The following is a 14862-nucleotide window of genomic DNA, read 5'->3' on the forward strand; positions in this document are numbered from 1 at the left end:
CGCGCTCGTCTCGCCAAAAGCAAAACTCTTCTTCTGACATCGCGTCGAGATAGGCAGGAGGCCAACCACACTCAACGAGATGAACATGATCAAGAGTGGTGCTTAGTGCAGGACGTTTCCCTCATTGCCCTCTTCGTCATCATCGCCCATAACTTCGCCCGTCAGGTGCAAAACGTCATCGGTCGGGATAAGCGACTTGAACTCTTCGAGCGTCATTTTTTCGCCGTCGAACTTGCAGATCAGCGGCAGATAGTTGTCCATAACCGCATGCGGGTTTTTCTTGGATAGGCGCTGCGCCTTCATCCAAACGTGGTGCGGCTTAAATTTCGGCCAGCTCGCAGTGATACCAGTGTCCGGTAGTTTTGTTTCGTTAATGCCAGCATTGGCAGCTTTGTGCTTTTTCAGCTTTTCAATGAGCGCGCTGTCTCCGCTCGCATTGTCTTGTACTGTTTGGGTCGTGTCATCTTTCGACATTCGAAGTCTCCGGGGCTAAGGACAAAATGGCAGGCCCCAATCTATGCCCCATCGAGAGTGGCCTGCCGGGTACTGGCCACATCGCAGACGTAGCCAATTCGTAAATTCGAGTGACCTAGTCAGGCCAGACGTTTTCGCCGAGCACCTTGTAGATGTTGGCAAAGAGATCGATCTCAACGATAGGCGTGCCAGAATTGATGTCCCGCTGCATAAGCCGCGTTACGCTAAAATCAGCGTTGTGCTTACCCGCATCTGCCTTTTTCGCTCCTGGAAAGGCCGACTTGTGGAACAGCGCTGTTACATGCGTCACCAGCGTCGTCGAGTTTGTCTCGTCCAGTCCCATCGCATCGAAAATATCGAGCTTTGAATGTACCTGGAACCGCGCGGCTTTACGCGGGTTTGATGTGATGCTCAAAAACTCTGGTTCCGCAAACGACATGATCAAAGAGCCTTCGAGAGCGCTCAGACCGCGGCGCGGTAACTTCATCACGCCGATTGAGCCAAGCGTATCGTGTTCAATCGTCTGGGTCTCGATCTCAGGAATATTGAACTCTTCGCAGTGACCTACGAGAGACTTGTCATCCAGATAAACTGGAGCGTCCGTGATTTGTCCGTATTGCAACATGTTCTTTCTCCTTACGCCGCCAATCCGAGGGCGTTGCTGATCAAGTCGAGATCAATGTTTCGATCGACCGTGAGCGTTTCCATCACCCCGACCGGCGCGTAGTCCGTGCGCCAGAAGAACTGTTGATCTGCAACAGATGCTGCCGTGGTCTTGGTGCGATCAAAGCGGAACTGACCGTCATAGATTACCGGATCGTCGCCAGACATGAGGGCCTTGAAACGATCGTTGACGCGCTCCTCAATGAACTCAATCCGCGCGAGATTGCCGTTGCGGTCCTTGTGCTGATCCAGATAGTGGATCACCTCTTCGTCGAGCATGTCCTCGATGAATTGAACGTGCAGCAAATTGCGCAGATCGGTATCGGTTGGATAAGCAGAGGAGCGGTTGCCGGAGGTGTGCGGGCCTTTGCCATAGCGCTCTTCCACAGTGACGATGCCCGCGGCGCGCAGCTGCTGAACTTCGCTTGACGGATCGCCTGGAATATAAGTGACAGGAACTTCGGTATCTTCAAGCACCAGCGCATGGTTGGACGGCGAATGGTGATAGCCGTTTTCCATGATGGTGCTGAGCCAACGACCTGCAAAGGCGCTGGAATATGGCGACAGGCGCTCTTCGCCAGATGCGGTATCCATCATCGCAATGTGAGGCCACATGGCGACAAGACGGCGATCCGCGAACTGGAAGTCAAACGCGCCATCAGGCCCGCGGGCTTCAATAACCTGAGCCGCCGTCACGCCAGATGGCGCATCAATCAGCGCCCGCCCGCGCGTGCGATTGGCAATCGTTTGCAGCGCGGCGCGCACACCCGTCATACCCGTGAAGCCGGGAGCCAAAAGGATCTTCGCAAAACGCCCGATGCGTTGATAGCTGGAATAGGCCAGTTGCAGCCCTGAAGCTTGTCCGCTCGCAGAAAACGAACCAACGATGTCCGTGTTTGCGACCGGGTTGCCGACATTATGCACATCAGGGTCATAGACATTGACCACATCGATCTCGCCGATCCCGTTGGTTTGGGCTTGTGCAAAGGCGTCTTCAAGCGCCGCGGGAATTGTGAAACCCTCAACATGCCCACCGAAGGCTGCGACCGCATCTTCCAAGCGCGTAAAGGTGTGCGTCTTGTTCACGTACTCAGCGCGTTTTTCTGGCGTCTCGTGAACATCGCCAATAGGCGCAGTGCCAACGAGCAACGCCGTTGCAGCCTTGCGCTCTGTAACGACTGCGCTGCCCGGTCCAGTTTCAATGATTTCGGGTCCGAAAAACTTGGCCATCTTACTTGCCTCCAGTTGGTGCTTTGGACTTTTCTTCGACAGGCTTCAGCTTGCCGCTATCAATCATCGACGCGATCAGCGGATTGCCTTCGGGAAGGTCCGGTGTTTGTTTGCCGGGAACAAAGTTGATGTCTTTGAACTTGGACTTTTCAACCCCGTCCTTGTCTTTGGCTTTTCCAACCGCGAGTGAGACGGTTTGCGCGGGGCCGTGATAGGTAAAGCGGGCCATGATCAGGCTCCTTCTGTTTTGCTAAAGTCGGTCATAAAGGGCGCTGGTCTCTGCCTTGGCAGGCCAACTGCGGGGATTGGGGTGCAGGCCACCTCGATCAAGAAACGCCAAAGCGAGCCGGTTTGATCGACAAGGCCGTCGCGCGTCACATAGAGATTTGCGCCCTGCACTGACTGATCCTGCAAGGCCAATCTGATCTGGTCGATCTCAAAGGGCGCGCGGATCGGCTTGCCCACCGAGCGCAGATAAAGATGGATCGCAAACTCTGGCGCGCGCATCTGGCCGCTGCCACGGGCTTCAGGAGCGGCATAGCGGGATCCCGTGTATTGAACCAAGGCGACCTTTTCAGCGTCGCCTAAGTCAAACTCATCAGGATCCTCGGGAAAGGCTTGGATCAAATATTTGGAGCTGAGACCGCCCTGCTTGAGAAAGCCAACAATAGCCTCCTCAATCTTCTCGATTGGCGATTTGCGGATAAGTGCAGACGCTTCTGACATCAATAGCCCCCCAAGATCGCGTCGGCTTGAGGTGCAGGGCCGGAAATCTTGGCGACATCACTGCTGCCATTTGGCAGGTCGATGTCAGACTGATCCGCACCGCCCTGCCGATCGCGTGGCAGATCAAGCTTGCCTTGCTGAATCGCTTCAAGGCGCTTTAAAGCATCCTTGTAGCGGGTCTCGACTGTCTCAGAGACCTGGCCTTTGCCGCTCTCTTTGTCGCGCAGCCGATAGCGTGTGATGTCCCCGCCTAGCCCCTTAAGCAGGTTCGGCATGTCAGCCACGTCCTGATCATTTACCCAAGGGTGTCGCGCAAGCACGTAGCCAGCGATCAGCTCATCGGTGAAGGCAATTTCCGCTTCAATGGCAGCCTGGTCGATCTGGCTACCTTCAAGCGAATTGAAGTCGCCAGTTCCTGCAATCTGGCGCGCCTCGGTCTCCCCAAACTGGGCAATGAAACTATCAACTGTCAGGAAGCGGCCCATCGGTGATCTTACTCCGAGCCAGTGGCTTGAGCTGCCGTCACGTCTTCAACGCCGACTGCGAAGTCGAGCTGATCATTGAGACCTTTGAGAGCGCCCGCGCGGATCTCGCCGTCTTGCTTGAAGGCAGTTGCCTTGAGTTTGGCCACAGCGTCTTTCAACTGCGCCTGTTGTGCGTTATCGAGAGGACTTGGCTCAACTGGTTCATCAGCAACATTGCCTTCTGTGACCGCGCCCTCTGGCAATTCCGCCAGTTCGTCCTCGGTCAGCTCAATCGGGTCGTTTGGTAGGTAGACCTTGCCGCCCTTCTTGATACGCTGTTGTGCAATATGGGTCATCTCGACCTCCCTTGTTAGTGAGCAGATTTACGACGTGCTCAGGTCAATTTAGAGGGGTGCGTAACGCCTACCTTTTAGGTTCCCACTGGGTGCTGACGGACTTGCGGCCCGGACCAGGCCCCTCTCTCAAAATTCCGTTGGGCAGTTTTGAAGGCTTGCCCAGGCTCAATGGTCGTGTGGCTTAGGGGTGTGTTCTTTCTCACCATCGTGACGCATTACGGAGCGTGAACTAAACGGGCGACTGAAAGAGGAACCCGGCGTCCATGCCAGACAGGACCGGAGCCCATTCCTCTTTCATCTTGTAGACCCAGCTGTCAGTGTCTTCGTCCTGGAAGGGCTTCATAACCATCGGATAGCCCTTCAGGCGGTAGGTGTAGCCAAAACTCGGCACCTGATAATTGGACCCTTTGGAGCGATATGTCAGGGACGCATCATTGCCCCAGACGTCCTTGGCATCATCTTCCTCGCCAGCATTGTCTTCCAGATAGACCGCTTTGCCGACAACGACCTCTTCCACGTCAAGGTACTTGGCCAACATCGCTGTCGTGATCGATTCAGAGGACGTATATTTGAACTGAGCTTTGATCTTCGGATGATTGCTCAACGCGTTGAACACGTCAGGGCCGATGGTGAACAGATTGGGATAGCGGCCAATGCGACGGCGAACTTGCTCTTTGGCTTCCTGAACATCCTTGTGTGGATCACTCTCTGGGTCAGACCATTTGTCTGCACCAAGAAGCGCAACTTTGTTGTTCGCGTTGTAGTTTGCAGGATCTCGCACAAGGCTGGCCGTTTCCATCTCTCGTCCTAGTGCAATCACATCGAGCACCAAATTCACGCTGCCGCTGGCCAGATCGATGCCTGGCACCTGCGAGGCTTCTTCCATGTTCTCGAAGGGCACGGTTGCAGCCAGCGCGTCTTGATGGAGAGCGACGGGATTGGAGGCATAGCCGTACTGGATACGCTGATACTCCGCACCGGGCGCACGCCGCGTGTTCATCTTGCGAAAGCTGTCTTTACCAAACTTCAGGATGCGCGCACCCCGCGTCGGGATGGTCGCGATCGGCATGATGAGATGGCCGATGTACTCGGCGTTGCGATAGCCTTGCGCATGTGTCGACAGGATCGGGTCGAGAACACGGGCTTGGGCAGTACTCATATTACGTGGTGCCATGTCGGCTCTCCTTACTTGATCAGAACTTTGACGATGTCGCCGGGATTGGCCGCGGCTGTCAGAGCGAGACCAGCGTCCGCGCCAGCCGCTTTGGTGATCGGCAGGCCGTCAGCATTGGACTGGACACGCGCGCCTTGGGCAATTGCAGCGCCTGCCACCATGTCGACAACGGCGATAACATCGACCGCGACAGCCCGACCGGCTTTTTCGCTGTTTCGGGTAACACCCAAGACAGCCTCGCCATCGCCGGCTTGCACACTGGCTGGTGTGACGAAGCGAATTGCTTCGACATCTGCCTGCGCCACCATTGAGATAGTGAGTACGGAAATCGTGCTTTGCAGCGGACCCATCGGTTAGCCCTCCTGTACGGCTTGGACGGCAACCAAATAATCAGTGCCGGGGTTTTGATTTTGGAAAGCGACAGCCTTTGCGTGAAGCTGAAGATCGTCGCTATCGACGGACATGCCGTCAGGGGCAGCGAAGGCGGGCGCATTGCCTGATGCATCGTCGCCAAGGTCGGTTTTGCCAGTTGGCACGACCTCTGGCTGCGCTGACAGGATGTCTTTCAGGAGCTGCCCTGCACCGACTTTCTTGTCCGTGCCATCGTCTGAGAAGGCGATTTCAGCGTCGCCATCGACGGCAAGCTGATCCAGTAGCGCAACAACGCTGTCCTTGTTCACGGGCAGCAGCTTGTTGTCGCTGATCAGCCCTTCAGCAAAGCTCACGTTTTCACTGTGATGCAATGCAAGCTCACGCTTCGCCAGATCGGCCTCACGCGCTTTCAATTGGGTGTCGTCACCAGCCATTGGCGGATCCTCTTTGCTTGGTTGGGAAAAGCCGGGACTGTTAGCAGGCTCATCAGCCGCATCATCCACCCAGCGAATAAGATAATTTGGAACGGCTTCGTCAGCCTCTTCCTTTGAAAACTTGTCGATGATGAATTCGCGCAATGATCGAAACAGGGATGCCACGTCTTCCATCGCAGGTTCTGCAAAGCTGACTTCGATCTCAATCAGCTCGTCGCCTTCAGCTTCTGCAAATTGCACGGGAGCCAGGCCGCTTACTGCAGGCGCAGCGCCTCCCAGAAATCCAAGATGACGAGGGTAATAACTGCCTTGCGACGGATTGTTAGAAGCATCCGGTGCAAAGAACTTCATCGAGACTTTGCGGTAGCGACCATCCTCAACTGCAGAAACAAACTCCGGCGCGAGGTTTTCAAGCTCGGCAACCAGTGTTCCCGCCTCGTTGACTTCAAACCCTTTGACCCAGCCAAAGGCGGGATCATCATGCTTGGGATGTCCAACAACAACGGGCGCAGGTGATGTTTCTGCATTGTAAGTCGATGCCATTGCGGAAACATCCGCTTCGGTAAACGCGTATTCCTGACCGTTCATCGCTTTGAACGTGCCCGGTCGAAACACCTCCACTTTGCGTGTCGTCGCTACATTTTTTTGCCCCTTGGACATAAGCTGGATGCTCCATCGCGAATTTGATGGAGCCAACCTATGCGGCGCACATAGGTAAAAATATCTGAACTGAGTTTAGGGAGAGCGCGTCGCTATTGAGTTTCGAGGCTGGACCAAGAATGGCGCGACGCGCGCAAATTGCAAGATGTTTTGCAGTCGTCGATTGATGCGGGCAGAGATTTTGCGTCTGAGAGCGTTTCTAACGGGGTCTTAACGGGGGTTGTTCGGTTTTTTGGGGTAAGTGTGCGTAAGAGGACTTCAGCCTAAACTGTGGCGCGTTTTCAAGCTCAGCCAATTTTGGCGCGTTCAGTAAGTTGAGGATAATGGATTTGACACTGATTTGCCCAATCTCTGTCCCAGCGATCACAATCCTTCGCAACAATTCGACGAGCGTCAGGTAGTGAACAGCTCTGCCCCACAATTTCAACGAACCGCGCCTTGCTGTATTCGCCACGTCGATTGCAGCGATCACATTGCATCACGATTCTATCAAGAGGGAAGTCTCCTGCACGCATCAATTCAGATCCAGATAGTTCATCACTTCCTCCTCAATAACGCCCATATCGTCATCCGCAAATCCTAGATAGGGTCGCGCCTTGATCGTCACTTTCCGACCACGGCCTGCTTTGCCACCAAACTGGTGGATGCCAGCATATGCGTTGACATCATCGTTTGTGCCGATCTTCAGGGCGTTGCCACCAACCTGATAGCTGATCGATCCTGCCAGATGACCGCGCATGCGCAAAATGGTCAAAGGCGAATTGCCATAGCGCTTTAGGCGCGCTGCGATCGTTCGGGATGACAATGGGGCCCATCGCTTTCCATCTGGGCCGCGCTCATCTTTGAAGCGCTTATTGATGCGAGGGAGCATTTCCTCGCCGATTGTTTTCAAGAGCCGTGTTTTGTCGTCAAGTCGCGTTACACCCGCGCGCAACTCTTGCCTGAGTGCTCGATCGTTGAAGCTGAAGACCATTCTGACGCCGCTCATTGAAATTCGTCCTTTCTCTTGCTATGTTGAGAGCGATCAAGGGAACCCGTTGCGGGGTCTGGAGCTTCCTTGATCACGGGAGGGTCGTGCGCAACAACGCCTCCCTATTCTCCCCTGCGATAGATAAGTGCGCCGCGACGGTTGTTTTCCAAATATCCGATGCTCGGTTTGTTCGCTTTGCCCTTCCTTGGATCAAAGGCAGTCACGCCGGACCACCCCTTTATCGACCACTCGAAAAGGCTAAAGACTGCAAGTTCAGGATCCCAGCGCAGATACCTTCTAACAAGACGACGCGTTCCGTCGCGTGTTTCTCCCCAATCGACCCAGATTTCGTCAGGATCAAAGATGGCCTCCGCCAAACGCTCCATCTGGATAGCTCGGCCACGTTTCAACGCTTTCCATTGACCATCAGCGTTCTGGAACAATGCCTCCGAGACCACCACCGCTTGGCCCGCCTGATCCCTGTACAGTACGCCATGACCTAATTTCGCGCCAAAACGGGAAAGGAAACGTTCCACATAAAACTCTGTGTTTTTACCAGTCGGCAATTCGGGTGAAACAAAGCCGCGACCGAGATCAACCAATGGAGGAACAGTCGGAAAAGGCAGCTCAGGCTCGGCCAATGACAATGGATTTTGCAACTCGCGTGGAACAATGCCACGCTCCCAGGTATCCCCAGGCTGATAGCCCCACCCAAAGCCGATCCCTTCAGGAACGCTCACCATCTCGCCCGTTGTCGGATCCTTGACCTTGCGCATTTTGAGCTTTGGAGCCTCGTCAGGTTCCTCTTTGCCCAGGCGACGCATCCCCGCAGCGCTGAGCGTAATCACGCCGCAAGAGCATCTCCAGTCATTGGGCGGGAAGATGCGACCCCAGATAGGATCGTCATGACGAAACACCATGCCATCCCAAGCCATATGTTCTTCCCGCGGCTGCTTAGGCTCGCGGGTGACCGCATGGGTATATTGCCAGAAAGGTCGCAAGCGCACCATGTCGGGATCTCGCATTTGCTTGAGGCGACCTGCCATATGCGCTGTGCGCAGATTGGTTTCATAGATAACGCGCGTGCGCCAATTACGCCCGCCGTTATATTGCCAGCCGCTCTTCAGAATGATTTCATCAAAACTCTTGCGGAAACCTTCGAGACCGCGACCGCCGTTCATTGCGTTATCCAGAGCGCTTCGCAGATCCTCAACCAGAGCCACCGAATCCGCGCCGGCAACAACAAAAGCGCGATCATGCGCCTGGTGCAATGTCTCGGTCCAAACCTTTGTGGGTAAGCTGACCTTGCTACGCAGAAAATCTTGCGCCTCTTTAAACGTGACAGTCCCGACCGTTGGCTCTGCGAGCGCCGGATCGTCCAGCTCATCGATGACATCGCCGCGCCCTTTCAACTCCGCCAGCACGATCGCATCACCAAGCGACTCCTGATATGGGTTTTCGTCCACCAAACGTGTCTGCCAATCCAGCAAAGCTTGGAGAACTTCGCCAACATCGTCGGACAAACTGGTCGCTGTCTTTAATTCTCGGATCCACGCTTCATGAGTTAGCCGCACGACTTCTTCTAGCGAAGTTGTCAAATCCTCGATCGAGAACGCCCCCTCGTCCGAAAAGGCTATTTCAGAAGAGTTTTTTTTTGAGCAGGCGTTACTGGGGCGATTGCTCGAACAGGACCATCAAAGACGCGCTCCATATAGGCGTCAACGTCTTCTGGTTCATAGCCGATCGCGCGTGCGTCGCTCAAAGCGGTCATATCTTTGCTTCGGCGCTCGGCGCGTTTTTGCGCGAGCGTCTCTTGCTCCATTTCATTAGAAGGACGGGGACGCCAGACCGTAGGTGGCTTGGCACTCGGATAGTTGAAAACCGTGAGCCATCGAATGACCTGCCCATTCAAGGTGCCAGACAGAAGGTCAGCATCACTGTCCACAAGCATGTCCAAAATGCTGGCATGGGTCTCGGACGCAGCGCGGGCCCCATTTTGACCCATCTCCGTTGTAAGGGTTTCTCCAAGTGTCGCCTTAGACATTTCCGAATTCCAGAAACGCCCCCAAGCCTCATAGTCAACGGTGCCTGTTCGCTTTGCTTCAAAGGTCTCAAGTTCGGTGCCAATGGGAACAGTGATACCGGACGCATGGTTCATTCCCCGCAGCACGGTCATCAGCTCGCGCTGTTGTGCCGGCAGAGAGCCAAGCGGGTATTTTCCAACCGGAATGGGCGATGCAAAGCGCTCAAGAAACTTCATCCAAAAGGCCACGCCATTGCGTTTGAACAGCGCAGGCCAAAAAAGCCGGGTGCCAAGTCCGAGGCCGTAGGGATTGTTTCCCTTCATACCAAAGCGATGCACCATGAACTTACGATCTGGCAAGACCTCGCCATTGGCAGGAGACGTCATGGTCAAAAGCCGTGGCTTGAACTCCATATCGAACACAAAGCGCCGCTGGTCGAGCGTGACCACCTCATCGACCCGCATATGCCGACCGTCCCGCACATAGACCAATTCCGAAATTGAAAAGCCCTTAAGCGTAGCATCGAGCAAGTCGAGACAGATCTGATCGAACGGGATCGCGCTGAGCAGATCGCGAATGAAATCAGCCGCCTCGATGTCGGCTTTGTCTTCACCGCCTGGCAAGACTTCCCATTCTCGTCCCACTAGCTGGTGCTTGCGCTTTTGAAGAACAGAATAAGCATGGGTGTCACGCTCGATCTCATCATAAAGCTTCAAACCCTTGCCACCGCCACGCTCCAGCAATGTGTCATCGAGAAAAGACAGCACATCCGTATAGTTTGGAATTGTGATGTCATTCTTGGCCGTCGCAAACCGTGCATCCGAAGGCAAAGAAGCGGCTTTGGCACTCTTCATCTTGATCTTGGGCTTTCCCATTTAATATCCCTTCGTTGCATTTGCGCCGGAAGAAACGGAAATTCCACCACCCGTGAACAAACCCGCTGCATGCTCAATGGCACCGTTCCAAAGCATCTCGAGACAATCTGGCCCGTCGTCATGTGCAGCGTTCGGCCATTGATGAAGCTGATCAAGCATTGTCGATTGGCTATTATGAAGGCGGATCAAACCTGATTTCATAGGTGGCTGAAGGCGCTCGATGCGCAGCGCTTTGTCCGTGATTGGCGTCACAGGATGGCAGGGCATTGCAAGGCCCTCTCTTGCTGCACGCTTCATAACTTCAGTGCGTAAGAATTCCTGGAATTGAACCGATTCAATAAACCAAAGCTGGCATCCGTATTTGCGCTGCATGTCCAAAGCGTCGGCGATGATAATGTCCGGCAAGCGCTTGCGGATCGACGCCTCCACCACGTCAAAGGTTTCTTCACCGGGTACAACGCCGCCAATAAGAATAGCGCTGGGATCGCGCCCTGAATTCTTCTTGCCAAGCGAGGGGTCGATCGCGCCGAAGTAAATCATCGCGGGGCGCGTCACGACCCAATAGGTGATGTCTCGGAAAGCATTATCCCCATTCACTGGGTTATTTTGAAACTCAGATTCAAAACTGTCGTGATCGCCAGCCCGTTCTTGCATTAGAAAGATGAGAGAGTGCATTTCGGGCCAGTTGATAACCGCACCCTTGCTCATTTCAGCTTGTTGCGCATACCAAAACGCTTGCGCCTCTTCCTCGTCATTGAGGTAAAGCTCTTCCCACTGATCCCAAAGGTCCATGCGGTCGGGCCACTTGAGAATGGCTTGATAACGAGAGACCTGCCAGCTCGGCTTCTTAGAAAAGCGCACAATCACTGCGTCAAACAAAAGCACTGTGCCCGCGTAAAGCACATCCATCGTGCCATCCGTGGGACCAAGCTTCAGAACTGCTTTGGAAATCCACTTTTCCAGCTTGTCGCGTTGACGCGGGCTTTCCACGTTCTCATCGTTTTCCACATCATCAAGGATCACCAGATCGGGACGGTATGGGCCGTGCCGGCGACCACGGATTTTCTTGCCGGTGCCGAAGCCCTCAACTTTGATATTGTTGGCTGTAACAATGACGCCTTCACGCCATGTACGACCCTGCCCGACGATTTCTGGAAAGTCATAGGCAAGGCGCGGATTGAATTCGAGCTCGGCTTTGATCGCTTCGATCATGATCGCAGCTTGCTCGAAAGCATCCATAATAAGACAGATGAAATGCTTTTGCTCGGTCACAATGCACCAGAGCGGAAAGGCTTGACTGATGTGGGTCGATTTGGCGGAGCCTCGCGGGGCAATTACCAAGCGTTTCTGACCATCCTCCGTTGCCACGATCTCTGGTAATGTGCTGAAGAGATCCTCATGCAGCTTTGAGGGTGCCTTTGTGAAATAGTGAGGAAAATAGTTATCACAGAAAAAGCGATACCCGGTCTCTGGATCCTTAACTTTCAGGCGGCGCTCAGCTTTTTCCTGGTCGCCAACCTTAAAGGCCTCAACTTCTAGCTCGATTTTTTTGCGGAAGCCCTCTGCAATATCGGCAATTGAATCGAGAAACTCACGGGCCTTCATGATGCATATGCCTTTGCAATTTCCAAGCCAAACGGCTCCAGAATTTCAAGGAACGCCTCCTGATGCTTAGGAAAATCGCCCTGGACGAACTCAGCGAGCTTTTGAAGCACCTCTGTCGCGATCCCCAGTTTGGAAAGGTTCGGTGCTGCGCGACCAGCGGAGTTGATCATCTTATTGAAGCTATCAGCCAGTGACGCCATCATTTTGGCTTTGTCAGCGGGTTGCATATCCGTGGCTTGTTGGATCTGCTCCATCGTCACCTGAAACATGACAGTGAAACCCTCAACGGCATCGGACACCAACTTGTCAAAACCTTCGCCTTCCATAGTCGCCGCAGAGCGCGCGATGTCCCAATCATCGCCATAGCCACGAGCGTCCGCCTTCCAGCGCGAAACAGTGCCTTGAGCGACGTCTAGATTTACAGCGATTGCCGGGATTGTCAGACGAGAATGGACATAGAGCGCGCGCGCCTTTGTCCTTGTTTGTTTAGAATAGGCCATATTTTGGCTGCTCGCTCAGGTCTTGAAGGTGTCTTTGATCAAAGCGATAGCGATGGCCATGACACCACCTGTAACGGCTCCAGTTACAGCGCCTTTGGTTTCAACATTGCGCATTCTCGCATCCATGCTTTTCAAGCTGACCGTTTGATCGTTTTGGGTCTTTTGGATACTTTTTAGCGTTGCAGAAATCTCGCCTAGCTCGCGTGCAATCTGTTCACTCATGTTCTTAGCTCGTCACATGTTTGACGGCCCACATGACCGCTTCTTCGGTTTTGGTACGAGCAATGGAAAGCTCTCGGCTCCCACCACTTTCGGCAATCAAATCAAGCAACTCTTGCCCTTTGGTTTTGAGCGCCGCCATTCGGGCTTTTTCCTCATCGCTCAAAACGCGATATTGGTGTCGCTTTGGGGAATTCCCCACTCGGCCATCATCTGTGCTGTTAATGTGATTGACACCATCACCGCCAATCAACACATCCCGCTTTCCGACATGATTAGGCTTTGAAACAACGCCTTCTTGCTCGGCACGTTCCATCAACATGGCAGCTTTGTTGTATCCAATGCTCATCTGTCGCTGCAAAAAGGATGTAGAGGCCTTTTGCTCGGTTGTAAGAATTTCAACCGCCTTTTGGTAAAGCGTTTCATTGTCTTGTTCGCTCAATCTAACATCCTCCTGCGCGCAGCTCTTCGCGCATCACCGCGTAGTCGCCAATAAAATCGGGAAGAACGCTGCTCGCGGGCAACGCCTCAAGTTCATTTGCCGCATGCGCTTGCACATCAGGGGCATATGTTGGGATCCTTGGGCAACCTTCAGAAATTGCCACCCCGCAGCCGCTTAACAATACTGCGCCGATCAGTAAAAACACGCGAACCCGCATCTCTCATTCTCCGTTGTCTGGCCGCTGCTTTTTGAGCAGCCTGTTGTTTTTCCTTAAGTCGTCCGCTCTGGCGCACAGTGAACAGCAGTGCTGTGATCGATGCCGCCGAGATCAGCCAAGGCCAGAGCTTGCGGCCTAGCCACGCCATCAGCGCAGACCATTCTCGTGGTCATCCCAACGCGCCTCTTCAATCGCATCCGCGTCTATCCGCAGCGCGTACAGGATGCCAATCAGAGCAATCGGTGCGATCCATTTGAGATAAGGCAATGCAGCGCTGATTTGCTCAGCAAGGCCAATCGCTTCTAAGGCAGTGGCATCACCGCTTAGACCAACCGTTGCGGCGGCGGAGGCAATGGCTCCCATGATTTTCTGTCGCTGGCTCTTGGTGCGGCGCAGTGTGCGGCTCTCGATCATCTGGGCATCGGTGCGTGGCATCGCACCCATCGATGAAGCCACGCCGCGAACAATGGCTTCAGCAAGTGCGCGCTTTTCTTGGGAGCTGTCGGTTGCTTTCAAACCCTCTTCCGAGGATCCAAAAAATGGCTCAATCAAAGCCGCTGGCGCGCGACCAGACATCAAAGAAGCGCCGCCGCGATCGCTGGCCGAGCGGGTTTTCACACCGCGATCTTTTAACCCAAGCGCTGCAACCATTTCTTGATTGACGGCGATTGCCAGCGCCATCGACGCGGGTGTCCCCGATGTAAGTGTTTCGGTGCCAGTAGCGTTGCGGCTGGCTGAAGAGTTGAAGTGCAGCTCGACGGTTGCGTTTGCGCCCCAGCGGTCTGTTTCTTCGTAAACACGGCGAATTTCGCGGGTATAGCCCAGACCGGGCAAACGGAAAAACGTTTTGATTTCCAGCTCGGGATAGTCTTGCGCCTCTTCCTCAATCATCTTTGCCAGGTCGGAATTCCAAACGAACTCGGTTTCGCCCGTGTCTTTGCGCACTGCGCCCTGTTTTACGGAATTGTGACCGACGACGATAGCGAGGCGTTTCATGGGGATGCTCCTGCAAATTGCAGGACTAGCGTGAACTAGTTCACATGAACTCATTAGGTGAACTAGTTTAGGCAGTTAATCAAAGAGCGGTAGTTGCCTTGGATCGACCTTGCTTGCGATCTTGGGCGCACCAGCATTTCGCCTAACTTTGAAGACATATGACTGCGTTATTCCCAATCTCAGCGCGATTTCCTGAGTGGTCAAGCCTTTTTCAACAAGAGCTTCGACTGCATCAAATGTTTCATGAAATGTTTTGCGGTTGGAAGGTATATTTAGAGCATCACCGCCAAATTGCGCCATAAGCCTGTTGGCAATCTGAATATCAATATGATTGAGCGGAGTTTTCCTGTTGATTTTCTGAGGGACGTATAGCTTGATTCCTGGCAGCTTATCGCAAAGCTCCTGAGCTACGTCGTCACCGCAAATCTCGGCAACATCAGCCATATCCCCTTTCCACACCG

20 protein-coding genes are annotated in these 14862 nt (G+C 54.0%); all 20 read right to left on the reverse strand.

Going from position 1 to position 14862, the window contains the following annotated elements:
• Positions 1–102 precede the first annotated feature (102 nt).
• Positions 103–474: a hypothetical protein gene (locus ACRBCU_RS10805; RefSeq protein WP_431365390.1), complete on the reverse strand. Its 372-nt coding sequence runs from the start codon at positions 472–474 to the stop codon at positions 103–105.
• Between the two features lie 115 nt (positions 475–589).
• A complete protein-coding gene (locus ACRBCU_RS10810; protein WP_431365391.1) occupies positions 590–1099 on the reverse strand; it encodes a phage major tail tube protein in 510 nt (169 codons plus the stop codon).
• Between the two features lie 11 nt (positions 1100–1110).
• Positions 1111–2367 carry a hypothetical protein gene (locus tag ACRBCU_RS10815; RefSeq protein ID WP_431365392.1) on the reverse strand — a complete coding sequence of 419 codons (1257 nt, stop codon included), beginning with the start codon at positions 2365–2367 and terminating at the stop codon, positions 1111–1113.
• 1 nt (position 2368) lies between these two features.
• The gene (locus ACRBCU_RS10820; protein ID WP_431365393.1) at positions 2369–2596 is read right to left on the reverse strand and encodes a hypothetical protein; all 228 of its coding nucleotides are present in this window, start codon (positions 2594–2596) and stop codon (positions 2369–2371) included.
• Positions 2597–2598: 2 nt separating this feature from the next.
• Positions 2599–3093, reverse strand: a complete 495-nt coding sequence (locus ACRBCU_RS10825) for a Gp37 family protein (RefSeq protein WP_431365394.1) — start codon at positions 3091–3093, stop codon at positions 2599–2601.
• A complete protein-coding gene (locus ACRBCU_RS10830; RefSeq protein ID WP_431365395.1) occupies positions 3093–3578 on the reverse strand; it encodes a phage protein Gp36 family protein in 486 nt (161 codons plus the stop codon). Before ACRBCU_RS10830 ends, ACRBCU_RS10825 begins: the two co-directional genes overlap by 1 nt.
• A gap of 8 nt (positions 3579–3586) precedes the next feature.
• Complete coding sequence (locus ACRBCU_RS10835; protein ID WP_431365396.1) at positions 3587–3913, reverse strand: hypothetical protein; 327 nt, start codon at positions 3911–3913, stop codon at positions 3587–3589.
• 229 nt (positions 3914–4142) lie between these two features.
• Positions 4143–5087: a major capsid protein gene (locus ACRBCU_RS10840; protein ID WP_431365397.1), complete on the reverse strand. Its 945-nt coding sequence runs from the start codon at positions 5085–5087 to the stop codon at positions 4143–4145.
• An 11-nt stretch (positions 5088–5098) separates the two neighbouring features.
• On the reverse strand, positions 5099–5437 hold the full coding sequence (locus tag ACRBCU_RS10845; RefSeq protein ID WP_431365398.1) for a capsid cement protein: 339 nt from the start codon (positions 5435–5437) through the stop codon (positions 5099–5101).
• Positions 5438–5440: 3 nt separating this feature from the next.
• Complete coding sequence (locus ACRBCU_RS10850; RefSeq protein ID WP_431365399.1) at positions 5441–6553, reverse strand: hypothetical protein; 1113 nt, start codon at positions 6551–6553, stop codon at positions 5441–5443.
• 514 nt (positions 6554–7067) lie between these two features.
• Positions 7068–7541 carry a phage virion morphogenesis protein gene (locus ACRBCU_RS10855; RefSeq protein ID WP_431365400.1) on the reverse strand — a complete coding sequence of 158 codons (474 nt, stop codon included), beginning with the start codon at positions 7539–7541 and terminating at the stop codon, positions 7068–7070.
• A 104-nt stretch (positions 7542–7645) separates the two neighbouring features.
• Entirely contained in the window at positions 7646–9046 is a 1401-nt protein-coding gene (locus ACRBCU_RS10860) for a PBECR2 nuclease fold domain-containing protein (RefSeq protein WP_431365401.1), read from the reverse strand.
• Positions 9047–9156: 110 nt separating this feature from the next.
• Complete coding sequence (locus ACRBCU_RS10865; protein WP_431365402.1) at positions 9157–10422, reverse strand: DUF935 domain-containing protein; 1266 nt, start codon at positions 10420–10422, stop codon at positions 9157–9159.
• Positions 10423–12027 carry a phage terminase large subunit gene (terL, locus tag ACRBCU_RS10870; protein ID WP_431365403.1) on the reverse strand — a complete coding sequence of 535 codons (1605 nt, stop codon included), beginning with the start codon at positions 12025–12027 and terminating at the stop codon, positions 10423–10425.
• Positions 12024–12527 carry a DUF1804 family protein gene (locus tag ACRBCU_RS10875; RefSeq protein WP_431365404.1) on the reverse strand — a complete coding sequence of 168 codons (504 nt, stop codon included), beginning with the start codon at positions 12525–12527 and terminating at the stop codon, positions 12024–12026. Before ACRBCU_RS10875 ends, terL begins: the two co-directional genes overlap by 4 nt.
• A gap of 15 nt (positions 12528–12542) precedes the next feature.
• Entirely contained in the window at positions 12543–12749 is a 207-nt protein-coding gene (locus ACRBCU_RS10880) for a hypothetical protein (RefSeq protein ID WP_431365405.1), read from the reverse strand.
• Between the two features lie 4 nt (positions 12750–12753).
• Positions 12754–13188 carry a DUF7681 family protein gene (locus tag ACRBCU_RS10885; protein WP_431365406.1) on the reverse strand — a complete coding sequence of 145 codons (435 nt, stop codon included), beginning with the start codon at positions 13186–13188 and terminating at the stop codon, positions 12754–12756.
• Between the two features lies 1 nt (position 13189).
• Positions 13190–13405, reverse strand: a complete 216-nt coding sequence (locus ACRBCU_RS10890) for a hypothetical protein (protein ID WP_431365407.1) — start codon at positions 13403–13405, stop codon at positions 13190–13192.
• A gap of 147 nt (positions 13406–13552) precedes the next feature.
• Positions 13553–14401, reverse strand: coding sequence for an N-acetylmuramoyl-L-alanine amidase (locus ACRBCU_RS10895; protein WP_431365408.1), 849 nt, complete (start codon positions 14399–14401; stop codon positions 13553–13555).
• A gap of 75 nt (positions 14402–14476) precedes the next feature.
• Positions 14477–14845 carry a hypothetical protein gene (locus ACRBCU_RS10900; protein ID WP_431365409.1) on the reverse strand — a complete coding sequence of 123 codons (369 nt, stop codon included), beginning with the start codon at positions 14843–14845 and terminating at the stop codon, positions 14477–14479.
• Between the last annotated feature and the right edge of the window lie 17 nt (positions 14846–14862).

Source organism: Planktotalea sp. (genome assembly GCF_050633725.1).
GTDB lineage: Bacteria > Pseudomonadota > Alphaproteobacteria > Rhodobacterales > Rhodobacteraceae > Planktotalea.

Coding starts and splice junctions, on each gene's coding strand:
- ACRBCU_RS10825 (WP_431365394.1), bottom strand. CDS start 3,093: ATGTCAGAAGCGTCTGCACTTATCCGCAAATCGCCAATCGAGAAGATT.
- ACRBCU_RS10900 (WP_431365409.1), bottom strand. CDS start 14,845: ATGGCTGATGTTGCCGAGATTTGCGGTGACGACGTAGCTCAGGAGCTT.
- ACRBCU_RS10855 (WP_431365400.1), bottom strand. CDS start 7,541: ATGAGCGGCGTCAGAATGGTCTTCAGCTTCAACGATCGAGCACTCAGG.
- ACRBCU_RS10835 (WP_431365396.1), bottom strand. CDS start 3,913: ATGACCCATATTGCACAACAGCGTATCAAGAAGGGCGGCAAGGTCTAC.
- ACRBCU_RS10850 (WP_431365399.1), bottom strand. CDS start 6,553: ATGTCCAAGGGGCAAAAAAATGTAGCGACGACACGCAAAGTGGAGGTG.
- ACRBCU_RS10865 (WP_431365402.1), bottom strand. CDS start 10,422: ATGGGAAAGCCCAAGATCAAGATGAAGAGTGCCAAAGCCGCTTCTTTG.
- ACRBCU_RS10815 (WP_431365392.1), bottom strand. CDS start 2,367: ATGGCCAAGTTTTTCGGACCCGAAATCATTGAAACTGGACCGGGCAGC.
- ACRBCU_RS10805 (WP_431365390.1), bottom strand. CDS start 474: ATGTCGAAAGATGACACGACCCAAACAGTACAAGACAATGCGAGCGGA.
- ACRBCU_RS10895 (WP_431365408.1), bottom strand. CDS start 14,401: ATGAAACGCCTCGCTATCGTCGTCGGTCACAATTCCGTAAAACAGGGC.
- ACRBCU_RS10890 (WP_431365407.1), bottom strand. CDS start 13,405: ATGCGGGTTCGCGTGTTTTTACTGATCGGCGCAGTATTGTTAAGCGGC.
- terL (WP_431365403.1), bottom strand. CDS start 12,027: ATGAAGGCCCGTGAGTTTCTCGATTCAATTGCCGATATTGCAGAGGGC.
- ACRBCU_RS10810 (WP_431365391.1), bottom strand. CDS start 1,099: ATGTTGCAATACGGACAAATCACGGACGCTCCAGTTTATCTGGATGAC.
- ACRBCU_RS10830 (WP_431365395.1), bottom strand. CDS start 3,578: ATGGGCCGCTTCCTGACAGTTGATAGTTTCATTGCCCAGTTTGGGGAG.
- ACRBCU_RS10820 (WP_431365393.1), bottom strand. CDS start 2,596: ATGGCCCGCTTTACCTATCACGGCCCCGCGCAAACCGTCTCACTCGCG.
- ACRBCU_RS10845 (WP_431365398.1), bottom strand. CDS start 5,437: ATGGGTCCGCTGCAAAGCACGATTTCCGTACTCACTATCTCAATGGTG.
- ACRBCU_RS10875 (WP_431365404.1), bottom strand. CDS start 12,527: ATGGCCTATTCTAAACAAACAAGGACAAAGGCGCGCGCGCTCTATGTC.
- ACRBCU_RS10880 (WP_431365405.1), bottom strand. CDS start 12,749: ATGAGTGAACAGATTGCACGCGAGCTAGGCGAGATTTCTGCAACGCTA.
- ACRBCU_RS10840 (WP_431365397.1), bottom strand. CDS start 5,087: ATGGCACCACGTAATATGAGTACTGCCCAAGCCCGTGTTCTCGACCCG.